Source organism: Cyanobacterium sp. T60_A2020_053, from assembly GCA_015272165.1.
GTDB lineage: Bacteria > Cyanobacteriota > Cyanobacteriia > Cyanobacteriales > Cyanobacteriaceae > Cyanobacterium.
In genome coordinates, this window is record JACYMF010000063.1 from 1 (window position 1) to 15,134 (window position 15,134).

Genomic DNA, 15,134 nt, shown 5'->3' on the forward strand with positions numbered 1-15,134 from the left:
ACCGTAGGGCATACGGGAACATACGCTTGGGGAGATTTGCCCTCTTGGGCGATTGCCTATGGGCTGTCGTCTAACGGCGAGTCGGTGAACCAAGAATCCCCCACTATAACCCTACGGGTTATAGTGGTGGGAGTGTCAAAACTAATCTTAGTTCAATTTATTGAACGTGAATTTATTAGCCGTGTAATTCATTACACGGTGGAGAAGTAGCGAAGATACAATCTTTTAATAACTAATTATCCGAACTTGATAGAAGTTAACTTTCACAGAAGAATTTGAGAATAGGGGTTTTAAAGCCTTTGTTAAATGATAAAATCATCTCACCAGTGTTGAAGATTATTGATTAATGGAAGATTTTACCCCCGATTTAGCCTCCCTTTCTTTACCACCGCAAAATATCGAAGCCGAAGAAATCATTTTAGGGAGTATTTTATTTGATCCTAATGCTATGGGTAAAATTGTTGATATACTAGCGCCCTCCGCCTTTTATGTACAAGCCCATCGACACATTTATGAAGGCGCGCGCCATCTATACTTTCAAGGGCAACCGTTAGACTTAACAACCATCGGCACATGGTTAAAAGATCAAGGTTTATTAGAAAAAGTGGGGGGAGTAGCGAAAATTGTTGGTTTATTAGATCGTACCGTTTCCGCCGCTAATATTGAGCGTTATGTGCCGTTAATCACCGAAAAATATATCAGACGCTTACTTATTGCCACGTCAAAAGAAATTAGTGAGTTAGCCTTTGATACCACTAAAAATCTGGACATTGTTTTAGACGAATCCGAGCAAAAAATCTTTAGTCTCACTCAAGCGCGCATCCAAGAAGGATTAATCCCCATCGGTAATACTTTAATTGATACCTTCACTGAAATTCAAGCCTTTCAAGAAAAAACGGCGCTTCCCGGTATTGAAACAGATTTTTATGATTTGGATGCCATGACGGGAGGTTTTCAACGCTCAGATTTAATTATTATTGCCGCGCGCCCATCCATGGGTAAATGTTTAAGCCATGATGCCCAAATACTTCTTAATGATGGTAGTCTTCACACCATATCTGACATTTATCATCATCGTCAAGGACAAATTTTAACTTTAAATCAAGATAGTAAATTTGTATTAACTAACCCTAGTAATTTTATTGATGATGGTATTAAACCCGTTTTTAAAGTACAAACCAAGTTAGGGCGCAGTATTGAAACCACTTTAACTCATCCTTATTTAACCATCCAAGGATGGCAACCATTATTACAACTGAAAAAAGGGGATAAAATTGCTGTGCCTCGTCGTCTTGAGGTTTTTGGTAACGATACCATGCCAGAATATCAAGTTAAACTTTTGGCTTATTTTATCGGTGATGGTTGTTTGACGGGCGGTATTCCCCAATTTACTAACTCTAATCCTTTATTGCAAGAAGATTTTATCGAATCTGTTAATCATTTTGAGGGCGTAAAAGTAAGATGTGAAACTTCCCAAAATACTCGCACTCCTACTTATTACGTCAGTAAAAATGATAAATTTATCCGACAACAAAGAGATATATTTGCTCAAAATTTAACAACTATAATTGGTAATCAAAACCTATCATCAAATCAAATTGCTCAACTAATTAATGTTAATCCTTCCGTTATTTGTGCATGGAAAAAAGGTAACTATGTACCAAATCAAGAACAATTAAATAAACTATGTCATGCTCTTAATATTGAGGCATTTAAGCTAATACAATTACCAATTAACTTAATCAGTAAAAACTCAAAAAATAGCGTTACTTTATGGCTAGAACAACTAGAATTATTTACTAAAAATGCTCATCATAAATTTATCCCTAATCAAATTTTTAAACTATCAAAATCATTAATAAGTTTATTCCTAAATCGTCTTTTTGCCACTGATGGCTGGTTAACAGTTTTAAATAGTGGTCAGGTGCAATTAGGATACTGTAGTGTTAGTGAAAATCTAGCTCGTCAAGTGCAACATTTATTACTAAGATTTGGTATTATTGCCCATTTAAAACTAAAATCTATTAAATACAAAGATAAGTATAAAAAGGCTTGGCAATTAAATATTACCGATTCTAACTCTATTAAAACTTTTATTGATGAAATTGGTATTTTTGGTAAAGAAGATGCCGTTTCAAAAGCAAAACAAGCATTCATTAACCGAAAACATCAAACTAATTGTGATTTAATTCCCTTAGAAATATGGGAAGAAATTGCCAAAATAAAAGGGCAAGAAAGTTGGTCAAGTTTAGCAAAAAGAGCAGGAATAAAAGGTTATAAAAATATTCATGTTAATAAAAGAAATTTATCAAGAGAAAGATTATTTAAACTAGCTTTTGCTTTAGATAATTTACCATTACAAAAATTAGCTACTAGCGATATTTATTGGGATGAAATAGTATCTATTGAATACATGGGAGAAAAACAAGTTTATGATTTAACTATTCCTGAAACTCATAATTTTGTCGCTAATGATATTTGCGTTCACAATACCAGTTTTGCTCTCAATATTGGTTTTAATGTGGCGAAAAAATCTAATTTAGCAGTGGCTATTTTTAGTTTAGAAATGTCCAGAGAGCAATTAGCAATGCGTTTACTTTCTTCTGAGGGAAAAATTGCTAGTAATCGTTTAAAATCTGGGCGTATTACAGAACAAGAAATGGAACCGTTAATGACTGCCATGGGTACTTTATCAGAGTTACCTATTTATATTGACGATACTGCTAATTTAACAGTAATGCAAATGCGGTCTGAAGTGCGCCGATTACAAGCAGAAAAAAAAGGACAATTAGGTTTAGTCTTGTTAGACTATTTGCAATTAATGCAGGGAGGTAGTGATAATCGTGTCCAAGAATTATCAAAAATGACACGGGCGCTGAAGGGTTTAGCGAGGGAAATTAACGCGCCCGTCATTGCTCTATCTCAGTTAAGCCGTGCAGTTGAACAGCGCACGAATAAGCGCCCGATGCTCTCGGATTTGCGCGAAAGTGGCAGTATAGAACAGGATGCGGATTTAGTTTTAATGTTGTATCGTGATGAGTATTATCATCCTGATAGTGTGGATCAAGGAGTGGCGGAAATTATTGTAGCAAAGCATCGTAATGGACCAACGGGTCAATTTAAACTGTTATTTCGTCCTGAGTTAACTCAATTTTTGAATATGAAACACCGTAGCGAATAACATATTATTAACATGAATCAAATTAAAATAATTCTAGTCTTTGAACCAAGAGCAATTTTAGCAAGAAAAAGGAATTTTACCACCAAATTAATTAGTTTAGTTATATGATTTTGATGAAATCTCTCGCAGAGACGCAAAGGCGCAGAGTTTCATTGTAAGTGATAATACGAACACAATATTATAAATCGCCTTGAAAAATTTGCTCTGTATTTAATTTTAATTGAGGAAAAATTATGGACTTAATTATTTCATTGTCTCTAAATTTTTGAACTTCATATTCACCATTTTTTAAAGTATAAATAGTTAAAGTTGGTTGTTTAGGATAGCCAATAAATTTACGTCCACCTATACCTAAATAGTCAACGATCCAATACTCTTTAATGCCCAAATTTTCATAAGCATCTAATTTTAAAGCATAATCATCACTCCAATTAGTGCTAACTACTTCAATAACTAATTTAATGGCTTTTCCTGATAGTAAAGTAGATTGCTTTTCCCATAATAGCTCATTTTCTATATAGTTTTTATCTAAAATAACTCCGTCTGGTTCATATCCTGATAAAGCGTCACCTTTAATTAAACATTCTTTCGGTGCAAAATAAGGTAATTTTAATCGTCTAATTTCAAGGGTTAATTCAGTTAGTAAAAATCCTGCTATTTGTGAATGTTTTCCCTTTGGTTTTGGCATTTGAATTATTGTTCCATTGTGTAATTCATAGCGATATTGACTTGATTCGGGATACCAGTTGATAAATTCTGCAAAATTTAAATAATTATCTTCTAATAATGCTTGTATCATGATAAAAATTGCTTGAAAAAAATTAGTATAATTAGGGTCTGCTGAAGAAATCAAAACCGTTGTCAAACAAAGTCTTTAGGCATAATCTCAACTCCAAAAATTCCTAAAAATGAACTTTTTTCTCTACTCTAATTAACCTTTGCCCCTTGCTCTTTTAACTTTGCCCTTTTTTAACCTTTGCCCTTTTGACCAAAAACTGAGCTAATATCAAATGGTAGCACGAAAAAAAAAGATTATGAGCGATACTCAACCTGAATTAATTATTCCCGATCATAGTTTAGATCGTGATTGTACCACTTTATCTCGTCACGTCTTCCAACAATTAGAAAGTTTTTCTGCTGATGCCCAAGATTTGAGCGCCATTATGAGTCGCATTGCTTTGGCTGGGAAATTGATTTCTCGTCGTCTTTCCCGTGCCGGATTAATGACAGGGGCGCTGGGTTTGACGGGAGAAACCAATGTGCAAGGGGAATCCGTCAAAAAAATGGATGCTTATGCTAACGAGGTATTTATTTCGGTCTTCAACCGAAGCGGTTTAGCTTGTCGTTTGGTGTCGGAGGAAATGGAGAAGCCTTATTATATCCCCGAAAACTGTCCTATCGGGCGCTATACTATCCTTTTTGACCCCATTGATGGTTCTTCTAATGTTGATATTAACTTAAATGTGGGTTCTATTTTTGCTATCCGTCAACAGGAAGGCGATGATTTGGATGGTGAAGCTACGGATTTATTACAGGATGGCTCCAAACAAATTGGGGCGGGTTATATTCTTTATGGTCCTGCGACAGTCTTAGTTTACACTATTGGTAAAGGAGTTCACTCTTTCTTTTTAGACCCTAGTTTAGGAGAATTTATCCTTTCTCAAGAAAATATTAAAATGCCAGACCACGGTGCGGTATATAGTGCTAATGAGGGCAATTTCTGGCAGTGGGAAAATGAAATTAGGGATTATATCCGCTATGTGCATCGTCATGAGGGATACACTGGGCGCTATAGTGGCGCTTTGGTGGGGGATGCTCACCGCATTTTAATGCAAGGGGGCGTTTTTCTGTATCCTGGCGCCACCGATAGCCCAGAAGGTAAGTTAAGGTTGTTGTATGAAACAGCGCCCCTCGCCATGATCATGGAACAGGCTGGTGGTAAGGCTTCCACTGGAAAGCAAAGATTAATGGATGTAGTGCCATCGGCAATACACCAGCGCACTCCAGTGATTTTAGGTAGTCGTAAAGATGTGGATTTGGTGGAATCCTTCCTCAGTGACCATCAAGAGTAAAATTAAATTCTGCGGTGGAGGGCGCTGATGACTTTTACACCTTTAACGCTTCTTTTTCTTGATCCGTATCATTAATCATAGGATAATGGGCATTGGTTAGAAGTTAAGATGGAAAGCAAGATGTCAAAGGGTTTTCATAAAAAAAATTGTCTCGATTTTTGGGAGATGTGGCAAATGGAGCAATAATCAGTTTCATTCTTGGTTTTCTTCTCCTTTTGATAACACCTAAATCTCTATTTTCTTCCGCAGCAAAACATTTGACTGGGTCTTTTGTTTTTCCTTATCAGGAAGTGGACGATACCTTCTATTTTGCTATCTTTGTTTAAGTTCAGACAAATGAGAAGTTGTCGCATCATTATCCATCAAAGGATGATGTTTTCTTTGTGCATGGTCTCGGTTTATTTTTTTTATCATCAGACGTTAGAGAAAGTAAATACTCTGAAATAATAGTATTGACAAGGCTTTTAGCTATTTATTAACTTTTGTCCCTTTTCTATTGACTTTTTGGCTATTTATTTAACTTCTTACCAATGCCTTCACTCCAACCGTGCGCCCTTCACTCCAACCTTGCGCCCTCCACCAACCCAGCGCCATAAAAACTATAATAGTTTCATTGATGGAAATAGATAAAGAGATAAAAATATGGTACAGCAATTGATTAAGCAAGAGAAAAATTTATACGATACTGACTATAATCTCTGGGTACTAGAAACTATTGAAAAACTAGAAAAAAGAGATTTAGATTCCCTTGACTGGGAGAATTTAATTGAGGAGGTATTGGGTTTGAGTAGAAGTGATAAAAGAAAACTAGAAAGTTTATTAACTAGATTAATCGAACACCTCTTAAAACTAGGATATTGGGAAACAGAAAAAGAAAGAAATAGAGGTCATTGGGAAGGGGAAATTGCCAACTTTCGGAAACAAATTAAACGTCTTTTAAAGGATAGTCCTAGTTTAAAACCTTATCTAAAAGATTTTTTTGAAGAATGCTATCAAGATAGCCGTGAAATAGTCTCAAAAAGGTCTCAACTTCCTCTTAATACCTTCCCTGAAAAGCCGATAGCGCCCCTCGAACAAATCTTAGATGAAAACTGGCTTCCTTAAAAACTTAGGTTGGGTTGAGGCACGAAACCCAACGAAAATAAGAACCCTCCATCACAACCTTGCGCCCTCCACCACACCAGCGCCATAAAAACTATAATAGTTTCATTGATGGAAATAGATAAAGAGATAAAAATATGGTACAGCAATTGATTAAGCAAGAGAAAAATTTATACGATACTGACTATAATCTCTGGGTACTAGAAACTATTGAAAAACTAGAAAAAAGAGATTTAGATTCCCTTGACTGGGAGAATTTAATTGAGGAGGTATTGGGTTTGAGTAGAAGTGATAAAAGAAAACTAGAAAATTTATTAATGAGATTGATCGAACATCTTTTAAAATTAGGTTATTGGGAATCAGAAAGAGAAAGAAATCGAGGACATTGGGAAGGGGAAATCCGTAACTTTCGTAAACAAATAAAAAAAGAATTAAAAGCTAGTCCTAGTCTTAAACCTTATTTACAAGAGATATTTGAAGAATCTTATCAAGATAGTAGAGAAATTGTCAGTGACAAGTCCCTACTTCCCCTTAACACTTTCCCTGAAAGTCCGATAGCGCCCCTCGAACAAATTTTAGATGAAAACTGGCTTCCTTAATCTACGGCGGAGGGCGCTTTCCTACTCCCTCACTTTTATAAACTTCGTAGGTTGGGTTGAGGTAACGAAACCCAACAAAAAAGCGCCCTCCACACCAACCAGCGCCCTTCACCACAACATCATCTTAAATCTCTTGAAAAAAAACACCAAAATAATTACAATGTAGCTACTTGATAAATAAATAGTGAACAATGCTAAAATCACAAAGTAAAACTGTACGGTCACACATAATTAAAATAGGAAATTCTCAAGGTGTTAGGTTACCAAAAAAATTATTAGAAAATTCTAATATACAAAATGAAATTTATATTTCTAGTGAAAATGGCAAAATTATTATTACTCCTATTCTGAAAAATCGCCTAAATTGGGATAAAGCCTTTCAAGAAATGTCTGAAAATGATGATGATCAGTTATTAGACATAAATCAAGAAATTACATCGACTTGGGACGAAGAAGAATGGGAATGGTAAATGAAAAGATTTGACATCTACTTAGTTCAACTCAATCCTACTTTAGGAAGTGAGATCAACAAAAATCGTCCTTGTGTCATTATTTCCCCAGATGAAATGAATGACTATATAAAAACAGTCATTGTTGCACCGATGACAAGTGCAAAAAAATCTTATCCGACCCGAGTTAACTGTGTATTTCAAAATAAAAAAGGTCAAATAGTATTAGATCAGATTAGAACAGTAGATAAAATCCGTTTGAATAAAAAAGTAGGGATTCTTGATATCCTTTATCAAGAGCAAGTATTGTTAACTTTAGCTGAAATGTTTGCACTTTAATCATATATCTTGATCGCAGTTACTTCATTCCACAACCGTGCGCCCTTCATCACAACCGTGCTCCCTCCACCCGAATCATAGCACTCCTCACCCTAGCAAAATATTCTACTGCTTGATGAATGATTTGATAATGGATGTTAATTGTGGCTAGAAATTAGGTGAATAGAAATATCTTTTCCTAAAAAATGAAATATTCTTTCAAATAGAGATAACTGGATATTTTGACGAGGATTAATAAGATTGTCCAGAGAAGTTTTATCTAAGTTTAATTGATCCGCCAACTCTTGAACGCTAAGATTAGATTCTTTGATAGATAAATACATTAAAACCTTAAAAATCATCTCTAACGATGGCGAAACTTTATATTTAAAATCCCTATCATTAGATGGTAAAGGTATTTCTAATTTTTCATCAATTCTTAAAGCTAATGCCTCATCTAAGCAATCTTTTGCTTCCATTAAACACTCTGTAACAGTTTCCCCTTGACTTATGGCTTCTGGAAAATCAGGAAAAGTAATCACAAAACCGCCTTCTTCTTCTGGGGTAAAATTAACAGGAAAATTAAAACGCTCCATAATTTAAACATCTCCCTCATATATAACTTTATAAATCATTTTGACTTAATCCTAATTGATTTAACATTGCGTTTAGAGTTCCCTTTTTTAATTCATCCTTTGGGTTACGAAGTATTGTAAATTTAGACCCAAAGTATAAAGTGACATGACTACCTTTACCTCTTTTCTGATCGGTCTTACATTCTAAGCCACGCTCCTTTGCTAATTTCTTGAGTTTTTTTACAAATTCATTTCCTGTCATAGTTGTTATCTTCTATGGGAATAATGGTTACATAAGCTATAATTTTCTCTCCGCCCCAAACAAGTGCGCCCCACCCCACATTTAAACCTATTATTTATTTGCCAAAAACTTCTCAACTGAAATATTAGCTTAAATTCCCATTTAAACCACAACTTCCCCAACAAATGACATTGTTTAATTCGTCAATTTAATATTTTTGCCGTACATACAAGTACCCTTGAATTGCATCTTTTATATTTGCGATAGCTTCATCCATAGTTTTTCCTTGGCTAACACAACCAGATAATCTCGGTACTTCAGCAATATACCCATTGTATTCCGAATCAAATGTAAATATTACTTGAAATTTCATACTTATATACTATTTCTGTTTAAAAGACAAATTCAACTTTTATTGTAAAACATTTATTCTTTAGTAGAAGAAGATAACTCCCCATTCTATTTTATACCCAGCGCCCTCCATCACAACCGTGCGCCCTCCACCACAACCGTGCGCCCTCCACCACAACCCAGCACCATAAAAACTATAATAGTTTCATTGATGAAAATAGATAGAGAGATAAAATATGGTACAGCAATTAATTAAGCAAGAGAAAAGTTTATACGATACTGACTATAATCTCTGGGTACTAGAAACTATTGAGAAACTAGAAAAAAGAGATTTAGATTCCCTAGATTGGGAGAATTTGATTGAGGAGGTATTGGGGTTGAGCCGAAGTGATAAAAGAAAAATGGAAAGTTTATTAATGAGATTGATCGAACATCTCTTAAAATTAGGCTATTGGGAATCTGAAAAAAATTACAATCAAAATCATTGGCGTAAAGAAATTCGTAATTTTCGTAAACAGATTAAGCGTGAATTAAAAGCTAGTCCTAGTTTAAAAAATTATCTTATCCAAATATTCAATGAATCTTATCAAGATGCTAGGGAATTATTATCTGATGATTCTGGATTACCGATCTGTACCTTCCCCGAAAAGCCCATAGCGCCCCTCGAACAAATTTTAGATGAAAACTGGCTTCCTTAAAAACGTAGGTTGGGTTGAGGCACGAAACCCAACGAAAATAAGAACCCTTTACCCCAAACCGTGCATCCTCCATTCCATCACAAAACCTTTTACTTTTTACTTGAAATCCAGCGCCCTCCACACCAACCAGCGCCCTCCATCACAACCGTGCGCCCTCCACCACAACCGTGCGCCCTCCACCACACCCAGCGCCCTCCACCACAACCCAGAGCCCTCCACCACAACCCAGAGCCCTCCACCATACCAGCGCCCTCCACCATACCAGCGCCCTCCACCATACCCCAGCGCCCTCCACCACAACCCAGCGCCCTTCACCACAACCGTGCGCCCTTCACCACAACCAGCGCCCACCACCACCACATTTTTTACAAAACTTAATTAAAAACTTGATGGCAGATACAAACAAATAAGTTAACTTAAAATATAGTTATAGACATCGAATAAAAGAAGAATGTTAAACCAAGAACAAATAAAAGAATGTCAACTAAAATTTAATCTTAGTTATCACGTCAGTTACGCTAAAGTATGCCAAGATTTAATAGGCTTTGAAGGAAAAAACGTTTTAGAAGTTGGTGGGAGTTTACCTCCTGATTTTGTTTTTGACTATCTTGGGGTTAAGTCTTGGACGGGTATAGAAACCCCTGACTATGAAAAATCACTGCGAGAAACAGGGGGTTTAACTCATCAGGGAACAATTATTAAAGAAATAAAAGATATTGAAAACTTTAAATATAAAAATAAGCAACAAGAAAAATATAATTTATATTTAGAAAATATTGAAGATTTACCAGAAAGTTTTTATAATCAATACGATTTAATTTTTTCTATTGCTACTTTTGAGCATATCCATAAATTACCTCTTGCATTAGATAAAATGTTTTATGCTTTAAAAGATGGTGGTAATTTGTTTTCAATGTTTTCTCCTATTTGGTCAGCCCATGATGGGCATCACTTACCAAAAATTAAAGATCAAAGAGGCAATGAATATAATTTCGGTAATTCCCCTATTTCTCCTTGGGGACATTTGTTAATGAGTCGTGGAGAAATGGCAGAATATTTGTATAAAAAGATGGACAAAGCCACTGCAGATCAAATTGTCTATCATGTTTATCAATCGAATCATATTAATAGATATTTTACTGAAGATTACTTGCAAATAATAAAACAAAGTTTATTTAAGATTAATAAATTAGAACTAACCTTTAATGCAAAAATTGATTCTAATCTATATGAAAAATTGTGTTCAATGTACCCTAAAAACAAAAAGTTTACAAATAATGGAATACTTCTATACTTAGAAAAAGATAAAAAGAAAAGGTACACTTATCCAGCTATTGAGTTTTTAGAAGATAAAATAAAGTCTGACTCTATAGTATTTGAATTTGGTGGCGGAAACTCTACTTTATGGTGGGCAAATAAAGCAAAACAAGTTATTTCCATTGAGAGTGATCAGGGTTGGTATGACCAAATTAAGCAACAAATGCCCGATAATGTTCAATTAAATTTAGAAATTAATGAGAAAAAATATGCAGATTTTATTAATCAATATCCCGATCAATATTTTGATGTAATTATTGTTGATGGAATTAATAGAAATAGCTGTTTAGAAAATAGTGTGAATAAACTCAAAAATAATGGGTTATTAATCTTTGACAATACAGACGATCATCGTTACGATTCATCATTAAAATTATTATCATCTCAAGGTTATAAAAGAATTGACTTTTATGGTTTAATTCCTAGCTATACTTATAAGAACTGTACTTCAATATTCTTTAAGTCCACAGAAATATTAGAAACAAAATCCTTACCTAGTGACAAAAAATCTGATTTAGGTAAATCTTGTATGCAGATAACTAGCCCAAAACCTGCAAATGTTAATAATTATGAGTATGAAGATAACTGGCAATTAACCACTCCCGTCGCCTTTATCATATTTAATCGCCCTGATACCACCCAAAAAGTATTTAATGCTATCCGTGAAGCTAAACCACCTAAACTATTAGTAATCGCCGACGGCGCACGCCACCACAAGGAAGGGGAAACCGAATTATGCCAACAAACAAGGGCAATAATTGATCAAGTTGACTGGGATTGTGAAGTATTAGTTAATTATTCTGATGTTAACTTAGGTTGTCGCAAACGAGTTAGTAGCGGTTTAGATTGGGTATTTGAGCAAGTAGAAGAAGCCATAATTTTAGAAGATGATTGTTTACCTCATCCCACTTTTTTCCGTTACTGTCAGGAATTACTAGAGAAATATCGAGATGATGAAAGAATCATGATGATTTCTGGTGATAACTTCCAATTTGGACGCAAAAGAAGCGAATATAGTTATTATTTCTCCCGTTATGGTCATATTTGGGGCTGGGCTAGTTGGCGCAGGGCGTGGCAAAAAAATGATGATTCGATGGAACTATGGCAGGAGTTAAGAGATAATAACTGGTTAAAAGACGTTTTAGGAAATGATCAAGCTGTAGCTTATTGGTCAAAAATATTTCAATCAGTCTATGATGGTTTTAATACTTGGGATTATATTTGGTTATTCACAATGTGGGCAAATAACGGCTTAACCATTTTACCTAATGTGAATTTAATTTCTAATATTGGTTTTGGTTCTGGCACTCATACTACCTCACAAAATAGTCCTTTAGCAAATATGCCACTTGAGTCATTATCTTTTCCTCTCAGTCATCCTCCTTACATAATCAGAAATACAGATGCGGATGATTTTACCGAGAAAACTTTATTTAGCAAAGTAGAAAAACAAAATTTGCCAGTAAGCAAAAATAATCAAATATCTATGGAAAACTTAATCGAATTAATCAACAATAATAAAAATCAAGAAGTTATCAATCTTATCAACTCGAACCCCAGTAACTCATTAAATTATTTATATATAAAAGCATTAGCAGAAATCAGATTAGAGTATATCTATGAAGCAAAAAATTCTCTTAATCAACTATTATCAAAAAATCCTCATCATGTTAAAGCAAGACAATTATTAAATCAAATTAGTCAAGACTCGGAAAAAGAAGTTCAACAATTAATTAATCAAGCCTTAAATTATTTTAATCAAGGGGAAAGAATAAAAGCGTTAAGAATGGGTGAAAAAGCATCATCTTTAGGAGTTTTTGTACCTGGATTACATTATTTTAGATCAGTTTTTAATAGTGCAGTGGCGAGATATGAAGAAGCCTTAGAGGCCGCCGAATTAGAATTGAAATTCAATCCCAATCATACAGAAGCACAGCAGAAAGTTGCTTCTTTACGTCAAGCATTAATTAAACCCAAAAAAGAAAAAATACCGAACGAAAAAAGGGCATGGAATACATCATTACCCCATGATTTAATGATGTCTATTCAAAATAGTTTACATAACTATTCTTATTCAGGTGTACCTACTCAAAAAAATCCTTTTGATTTTGCAATCTATCCTGTTTTAATTTGGCATTTAAAACCCCGTACAATTATCGAAATTGGCTCAAAAAGTGGGGGCAGTGCTTTATGGTATGGTGATTTATTTGATAACTTTAAAATTGATGGTCATATTTATTCTGTGGATATTGTCAAAGTAACTAAATATTCTCATCCCAGAGTAACTTTTTTAGAGGGAGATGGTCAAAATTTACAAGAAACATTTAGCCCTGAGTTTCTCAAACAATTACCACGCCCATTGCTAGTTATTGAAGATGCTGATCATTCTTATCAAACCAGTAAAGCAGTTTTGGACTTTTTCCATCCTTATCTTGATAAAGATGAATATATTGTTATTGAAGATGGGATTATTTCCGATATTGTCAAAGATGCAACCTATAGCAGTGGACCACACAAAGCCTTAAAAACTTTTTTAGTAGATCACAATAGTGAATATGATATTGATGACAACTACTGTGACTTTTTTGGTTATAACTTAACATGGGCTACTAATGGCTATCTTAAAAAATTAACTCCTGCACAAATAAAACCTGTAACAGAAACAGCGCCCTTCACCCCAACTTTATCCCCTCAACAACCTACCAGTAAACTAAAATGGCTTAACCTCGGTTGCGGAAGATGTTTTCACCCCGACTGGACAAATATGGACTTTAACCGCACAGGAGAAACCGTTATCCCCCATAACTTACTCAAAGGTATTCCCTTTGATGACAATAGCTTTGAAGTAGTCTATCATTCCCATTTATTGGAACATTTACCCAAAAACGAAGCCTTACCATTCCTCACAGAATGCCATCGAGTCTTGCAACCTAACGGCATTATCCGAGTAGTTATCCCCGATTTAGAACAAATTGCAAGGCTTTACCTGCAATCCCTCGAAAACGCCTTAAACGGCTCAGAAGCGGACGCTCATAACTATAATTGGTTAATGCTAGAAATGTATGATCAAGTCGTGCGCAACGAGTCTGGCGGTGACATGAAACGCTATCTTGCTCAAAACCCCTTACCTAACCCAGAATTTATTGTCGGGCGCTTTGGCGTAGAAGGAGAAATGTTAATCAATGCCTTTCAAGGTAGAAACTTCCCCAGTAAATCCTTAGCAGAATTAAACCCCACCCAAATCGGACAATTTCGCCAAGGGGGAGAAGTGCATCAATGGATGTATGACAGATATTCTCTCAAAGTTTTATTAGAAAAAGTCGGCTTTGTCGATGTGAAAGTTTGTCAAGCCAATGAATCAAGAATTAATGGTTTTAATAACTATCATTTAGATGTTTTAGCTGATGGAAAAGTAAGAAAAAGTGACTCATTATTTATGGAGGGAATTAAGCCGTAGAGTACAATTAAGTTAACTTATTAAAGTTTATCAAAAACTCCCATGATCGCAATTACCCAAAGAAAACAAAAATTAACGTTAAATGATTTTCTCGCTTTGCCCGAAACCAAACCTGCCCAAGAATATTTTAACGGTGATATTACAACTAAACCGATGCCACAAGGTCAACACAGTATGATTCAGACTTATTTAGCTGAAACCATTAATCAAGTTGCTAGAAAACAAAAAATAGCTTTAGCTTTAACAGAATTGCGTTGTACCTTTGGAGATCGCTCTTTAGTACCAGATATTGCGGTTTTTGAGTGGCATCGTATCCCTAGAGATGAAAAAGGAAAAATAGCCAATCGTATTAACACCTATCCTGATTGGATTATTGAAATCTTATCTCCAGAACAACCAGCTAATCAAGTCATCAAAAAAATTATTTTTACCATAGAGGAGGGCGCTAAACTAGGATGGTTAATTGCTCCTCAAGATGAGTCAGTCATGATCTTTCAACCAAATCAATTTCCTCAAATCAAATCAGGAAAGGATAATTTGACAGTATTAGAAATAATAAATGATTGGCATTTATCAGTTAAAGAAATCTTTGAGTGGTTGAATCTTTGATCATTGATAATTCTTTGTAAATACTAATTTGACACTCCCACCACTAAACCCTACGGGTTATAGTGGGGGATTCTTGGTTCACCGACTCGCCGTTAGACGACAGCCCATAGGCAATCGCCCAAGAGGGCAAATCTCCCCAAGCGTATGTTCCCGTATGCCCTACGGT

At 35.0% G+C, this 15,134-nt stretch carries 17 protein-coding genes and 1 pseudogene; 11 read left to right on the plus strand and 7 right to left on the minus strand.

From position 1 onward, the window contains the following. Together IGQ45_09335 and dnaB are read left to right on the plus strand one after the other, a co-directional pair. Window positions 1–108 (plus strand): annotated as a pseudogene (locus IGQ45_09335) (transposase). Window positions 109–346: 238 nt separating this feature from the next. Next, entirely contained in the window at window positions 347–3,181 is a 2,835-nt protein-coding gene (gene dnaB, locus IGQ45_09340) for a replicative DNA helicase (protein MBF2057409.1), read from the plus strand. 178 nt (window positions 3,182–3,359) lie between these two features. Here the strand turns inward: dnaB and IGQ45_09345 are convergent, their stop codons facing one another. Then, window positions 3,360–3,980 carry a Uma2 family endonuclease gene (locus IGQ45_09345; GenBank protein MBF2057410.1) on the minus strand — a complete coding sequence of 207 codons (621 nt, stop codon included), beginning with the start codon at window positions 3,978–3,980 and terminating at the stop codon, window positions 3,360–3,362. 235 nt (window positions 3,981–4,215) lie between these two features. On the opposite strand from IGQ45_09345, the gene fbp reads away from it, so the two are divergent. Then, window positions 4,216–5,253, plus strand: coding sequence for a class 1 fructose-bisphosphatase (gene fbp, locus IGQ45_09350; GenBank protein ID MBF2057411.1), 1,038 nt, complete (start codon window positions 4,216–4,218; stop codon window positions 5,251–5,253). 516 nt (window positions 5,254–5,769) lie between these two features. Here fbp and IGQ45_09355 read toward each other — a convergent pair. Further along, complete coding sequence (locus IGQ45_09355; protein MBF2057412.1) at window positions 5,770–5,907, minus strand: hypothetical protein; 138 nt, start codon at window positions 5,905–5,907, stop codon at window positions 5,770–5,772. Here IGQ45_09355 and IGQ45_09360 point away from each other — a divergent pair. Then, entirely contained in the window at window positions 5,896–6,357 is a 462-nt protein-coding gene (locus IGQ45_09360; GenBank protein MBF2057413.1) for a DUF29 domain-containing protein, read from the plus strand. The genes IGQ45_09355 and IGQ45_09360 overlap by 12 nt on opposite strands. Here IGQ45_09360 and IGQ45_09365 read toward each other — a convergent pair. Further along, entirely contained in the window at window positions 6,354–6,503 is a 150-nt protein-coding gene (locus IGQ45_09365; protein MBF2057414.1) for a hypothetical protein, read from the minus strand. The two genes, IGQ45_09360 and IGQ45_09365, sit on opposite strands and share 4 nt — an antisense overlap. Here IGQ45_09365 and IGQ45_09370 point away from each other — a divergent pair. The 4 genes from IGQ45_09370 to IGQ45_09385 are packed head-to-tail and all read left to right on the plus strand — an operon-like array spanning window position 6,492 to window position 7,741. Then, on the plus strand, window positions 6,492–6,953 hold the full coding sequence (locus IGQ45_09370; protein MBF2057415.1) for a DUF29 domain-containing protein: 462 nt from the start codon (window positions 6,492–6,494) through the stop codon (window positions 6,951–6,953). The genes IGQ45_09365 and IGQ45_09370 overlap by 12 nt on opposite strands. Beyond that, window positions 6,934–7,119 (plus strand): hypothetical protein, encoded by a 186-nt coding sequence (locus IGQ45_09375; protein MBF2057416.1) that lies wholly within the window; start codon window positions 6,934–6,936, stop codon window positions 7,117–7,119. The genes IGQ45_09370 and IGQ45_09375 overlap by 20 nt, the downstream gene beginning before the upstream one ends. Before the next feature lie 25 nt (window positions 7,120–7,144). Then, window positions 7,145–7,423, plus strand: a complete 279-nt coding sequence (locus IGQ45_09380; GenBank protein MBF2057417.1) for an AbrB/MazE/SpoVT family DNA-binding domain-containing protein — start codon at window positions 7,145–7,147, stop codon at window positions 7,421–7,423. Beyond that, a complete protein-coding gene (locus IGQ45_09385) occupies window positions 7,424–7,741 on the plus strand; it encodes a type II toxin-antitoxin system PemK/MazF family toxin (GenBank protein MBF2057418.1) in 318 nt (105 codons plus the stop codon). It abuts the gene before it with no gap. Window positions 7,742–7,878: 137 nt separating this feature from the next. Here IGQ45_09385 and IGQ45_09390 read toward each other — a convergent pair whose 3' ends face one another. The 3 genes from IGQ45_09390 to IGQ45_09400 all read right to left on the minus strand — a co-directional run bounded on the left by IGQ45_09390 (window position 7,879) and on the right by IGQ45_09400 (window position 8,909). Next, a complete protein-coding gene (locus IGQ45_09390) occupies window positions 7,879–8,316 on the minus strand; it encodes a type II toxin-antitoxin system HicB family antitoxin (protein MBF2057419.1) in 438 nt (145 codons plus the stop codon). A 28-nt stretch (window positions 8,317–8,344) separates the two neighbouring features. Beyond that, the gene (locus IGQ45_09395) at window positions 8,345–8,557 is read right to left on the minus strand and encodes a type II toxin-antitoxin system HicA family toxin (protein MBF2057420.1); all 213 of its coding nucleotides are present in this window, start codon (window positions 8,555–8,557) and stop codon (window positions 8,345–8,347) included. Between the two features lie 187 nt (window positions 8,558–8,744). Further along, window positions 8,745–8,909 carry a type II toxin-antitoxin system HicB family antitoxin gene (locus tag IGQ45_09400; GenBank protein MBF2057421.1) on the minus strand — a complete coding sequence of 55 codons (165 nt, stop codon included), beginning with the start codon at window positions 8,907–8,909 and terminating at the stop codon, window positions 8,745–8,747. 214 nt (window positions 8,910–9,123) lie between these two features. Here IGQ45_09400 and IGQ45_09405 point away from each other — a divergent pair, with 214 nt between their 5' ends. After that, on the plus strand, window positions 9,124–9,585 hold the full coding sequence (locus IGQ45_09405; protein ID MBF2057422.1) for a DUF29 domain-containing protein: 462 nt from the start codon (window positions 9,124–9,126) through the stop codon (window positions 9,583–9,585). A gap of 96 nt (window positions 9,586–9,681) precedes the next feature. Here the strand turns inward: IGQ45_09405 and IGQ45_09410 are convergent, their stop codons facing one another. Further along, window positions 9,682–9,945 carry a hypothetical protein gene (locus IGQ45_09410; GenBank protein ID MBF2057423.1) on the minus strand — a complete coding sequence of 88 codons (264 nt, stop codon included), beginning with the start codon at window positions 9,943–9,945 and terminating at the stop codon, window positions 9,682–9,684. A gap of 91 nt (window positions 9,946–10,036) precedes the next feature. Between IGQ45_09410 and IGQ45_09415 the strand changes: the two genes are divergently transcribed. Both IGQ45_09415 and IGQ45_09420 read left to right on the plus strand, forming a co-directional pair. Beyond that, complete coding sequence (locus IGQ45_09415; protein MBF2057424.1) at window positions 10,037–14,359, plus strand: methyltransferase domain-containing protein; 4,323 nt, start codon at window positions 10,037–10,039, stop codon at window positions 14,357–14,359. A 42-nt stretch (window positions 14,360–14,401) separates the two neighbouring features. Next, window positions 14,402–14,968, plus strand: coding sequence for a Uma2 family endonuclease (locus IGQ45_09420; GenBank protein MBF2057425.1), 567 nt, complete (start codon window positions 14,402–14,404; stop codon window positions 14,966–14,968). Window positions 14,969–15,134 lie beyond the last annotated feature (166 nt).

What these genes read in the sequence shown, in the direction of transcription:
- dnaB (MBF2057409.1), top strand. Translation starts at nt 347, where the DNA reads ATGGAAGATTTTACCCCCGATTTAGCCTCCCTTTCTTTACCACCGCAA.
- IGQ45_09345 (MBF2057410.1), bottom strand. Translation starts at nt 3,980, where the DNA reads ATGATACAAGCATTATTAGAAGATAATTATTTAAATTTTGCAGAATTT.
- fbp (MBF2057411.1), top strand. Translation starts at nt 4,216, where the DNA reads ATGAGCGATACTCAACCTGAATTAATTATTCCCGATCATAGTTTAGAT.
- IGQ45_09360 (MBF2057413.1), top strand. Translation starts at nt 5,896, where the DNA reads ATGGTACAGCAATTGATTAAGCAAGAGAAAAATTTATACGATACTGAC.
- IGQ45_09370 (MBF2057415.1), top strand. Translation starts at nt 6,492, where the DNA reads ATGGTACAGCAATTGATTAAGCAAGAGAAAAATTTATACGATACTGAC.
- IGQ45_09375 (MBF2057416.1), top strand. Translation starts at nt 6,934, where the DNA reads ATGAAAACTGGCTTCCTTAATCTACGGCGGAGGGCGCTTTCCTACTCC.
- IGQ45_09380 (MBF2057417.1), top strand. Translation starts at nt 7,145, where the DNA reads ATGCTAAAATCACAAAGTAAAACTGTACGGTCACACATAATTAAAATA.
- IGQ45_09385 (MBF2057418.1), top strand. Translation starts at nt 7,424, where the DNA reads ATGAAAAGATTTGACATCTACTTAGTTCAACTCAATCCTACTTTAGGA.
- IGQ45_09390 (MBF2057419.1), bottom strand. Translation starts at nt 8,316, where the DNA reads ATGGAGCGTTTTAATTTTCCTGTTAATTTTACCCCAGAAGAAGAAGGC.
- IGQ45_09395 (MBF2057420.1), bottom strand. Translation starts at nt 8,557, where the DNA reads ATGACAGGAAATGAATTTGTAAAAAAACTCAAGAAATTAGCAAAGGAG.
- IGQ45_09400 (MBF2057421.1), bottom strand. Translation starts at nt 8,909, where the DNA reads ATGAAATTTCAAGTAATATTTACATTTGATTCGGAATACAATGGGTAT.
- IGQ45_09405 (MBF2057422.1), top strand. Translation starts at nt 9,124, where the DNA reads ATGGTACAGCAATTAATTAAGCAAGAGAAAAGTTTATACGATACTGAC.
- IGQ45_09415 (MBF2057424.1), top strand. Translation starts at nt 10,037, where the DNA reads ATGTTAAACCAAGAACAAATAAAAGAATGTCAACTAAAATTTAATCTT.
- IGQ45_09420 (MBF2057425.1), top strand. Translation starts at nt 14,402, where the DNA reads ATGATCGCAATTACCCAAAGAAAACAAAAATTAACGTTAAATGATTTT.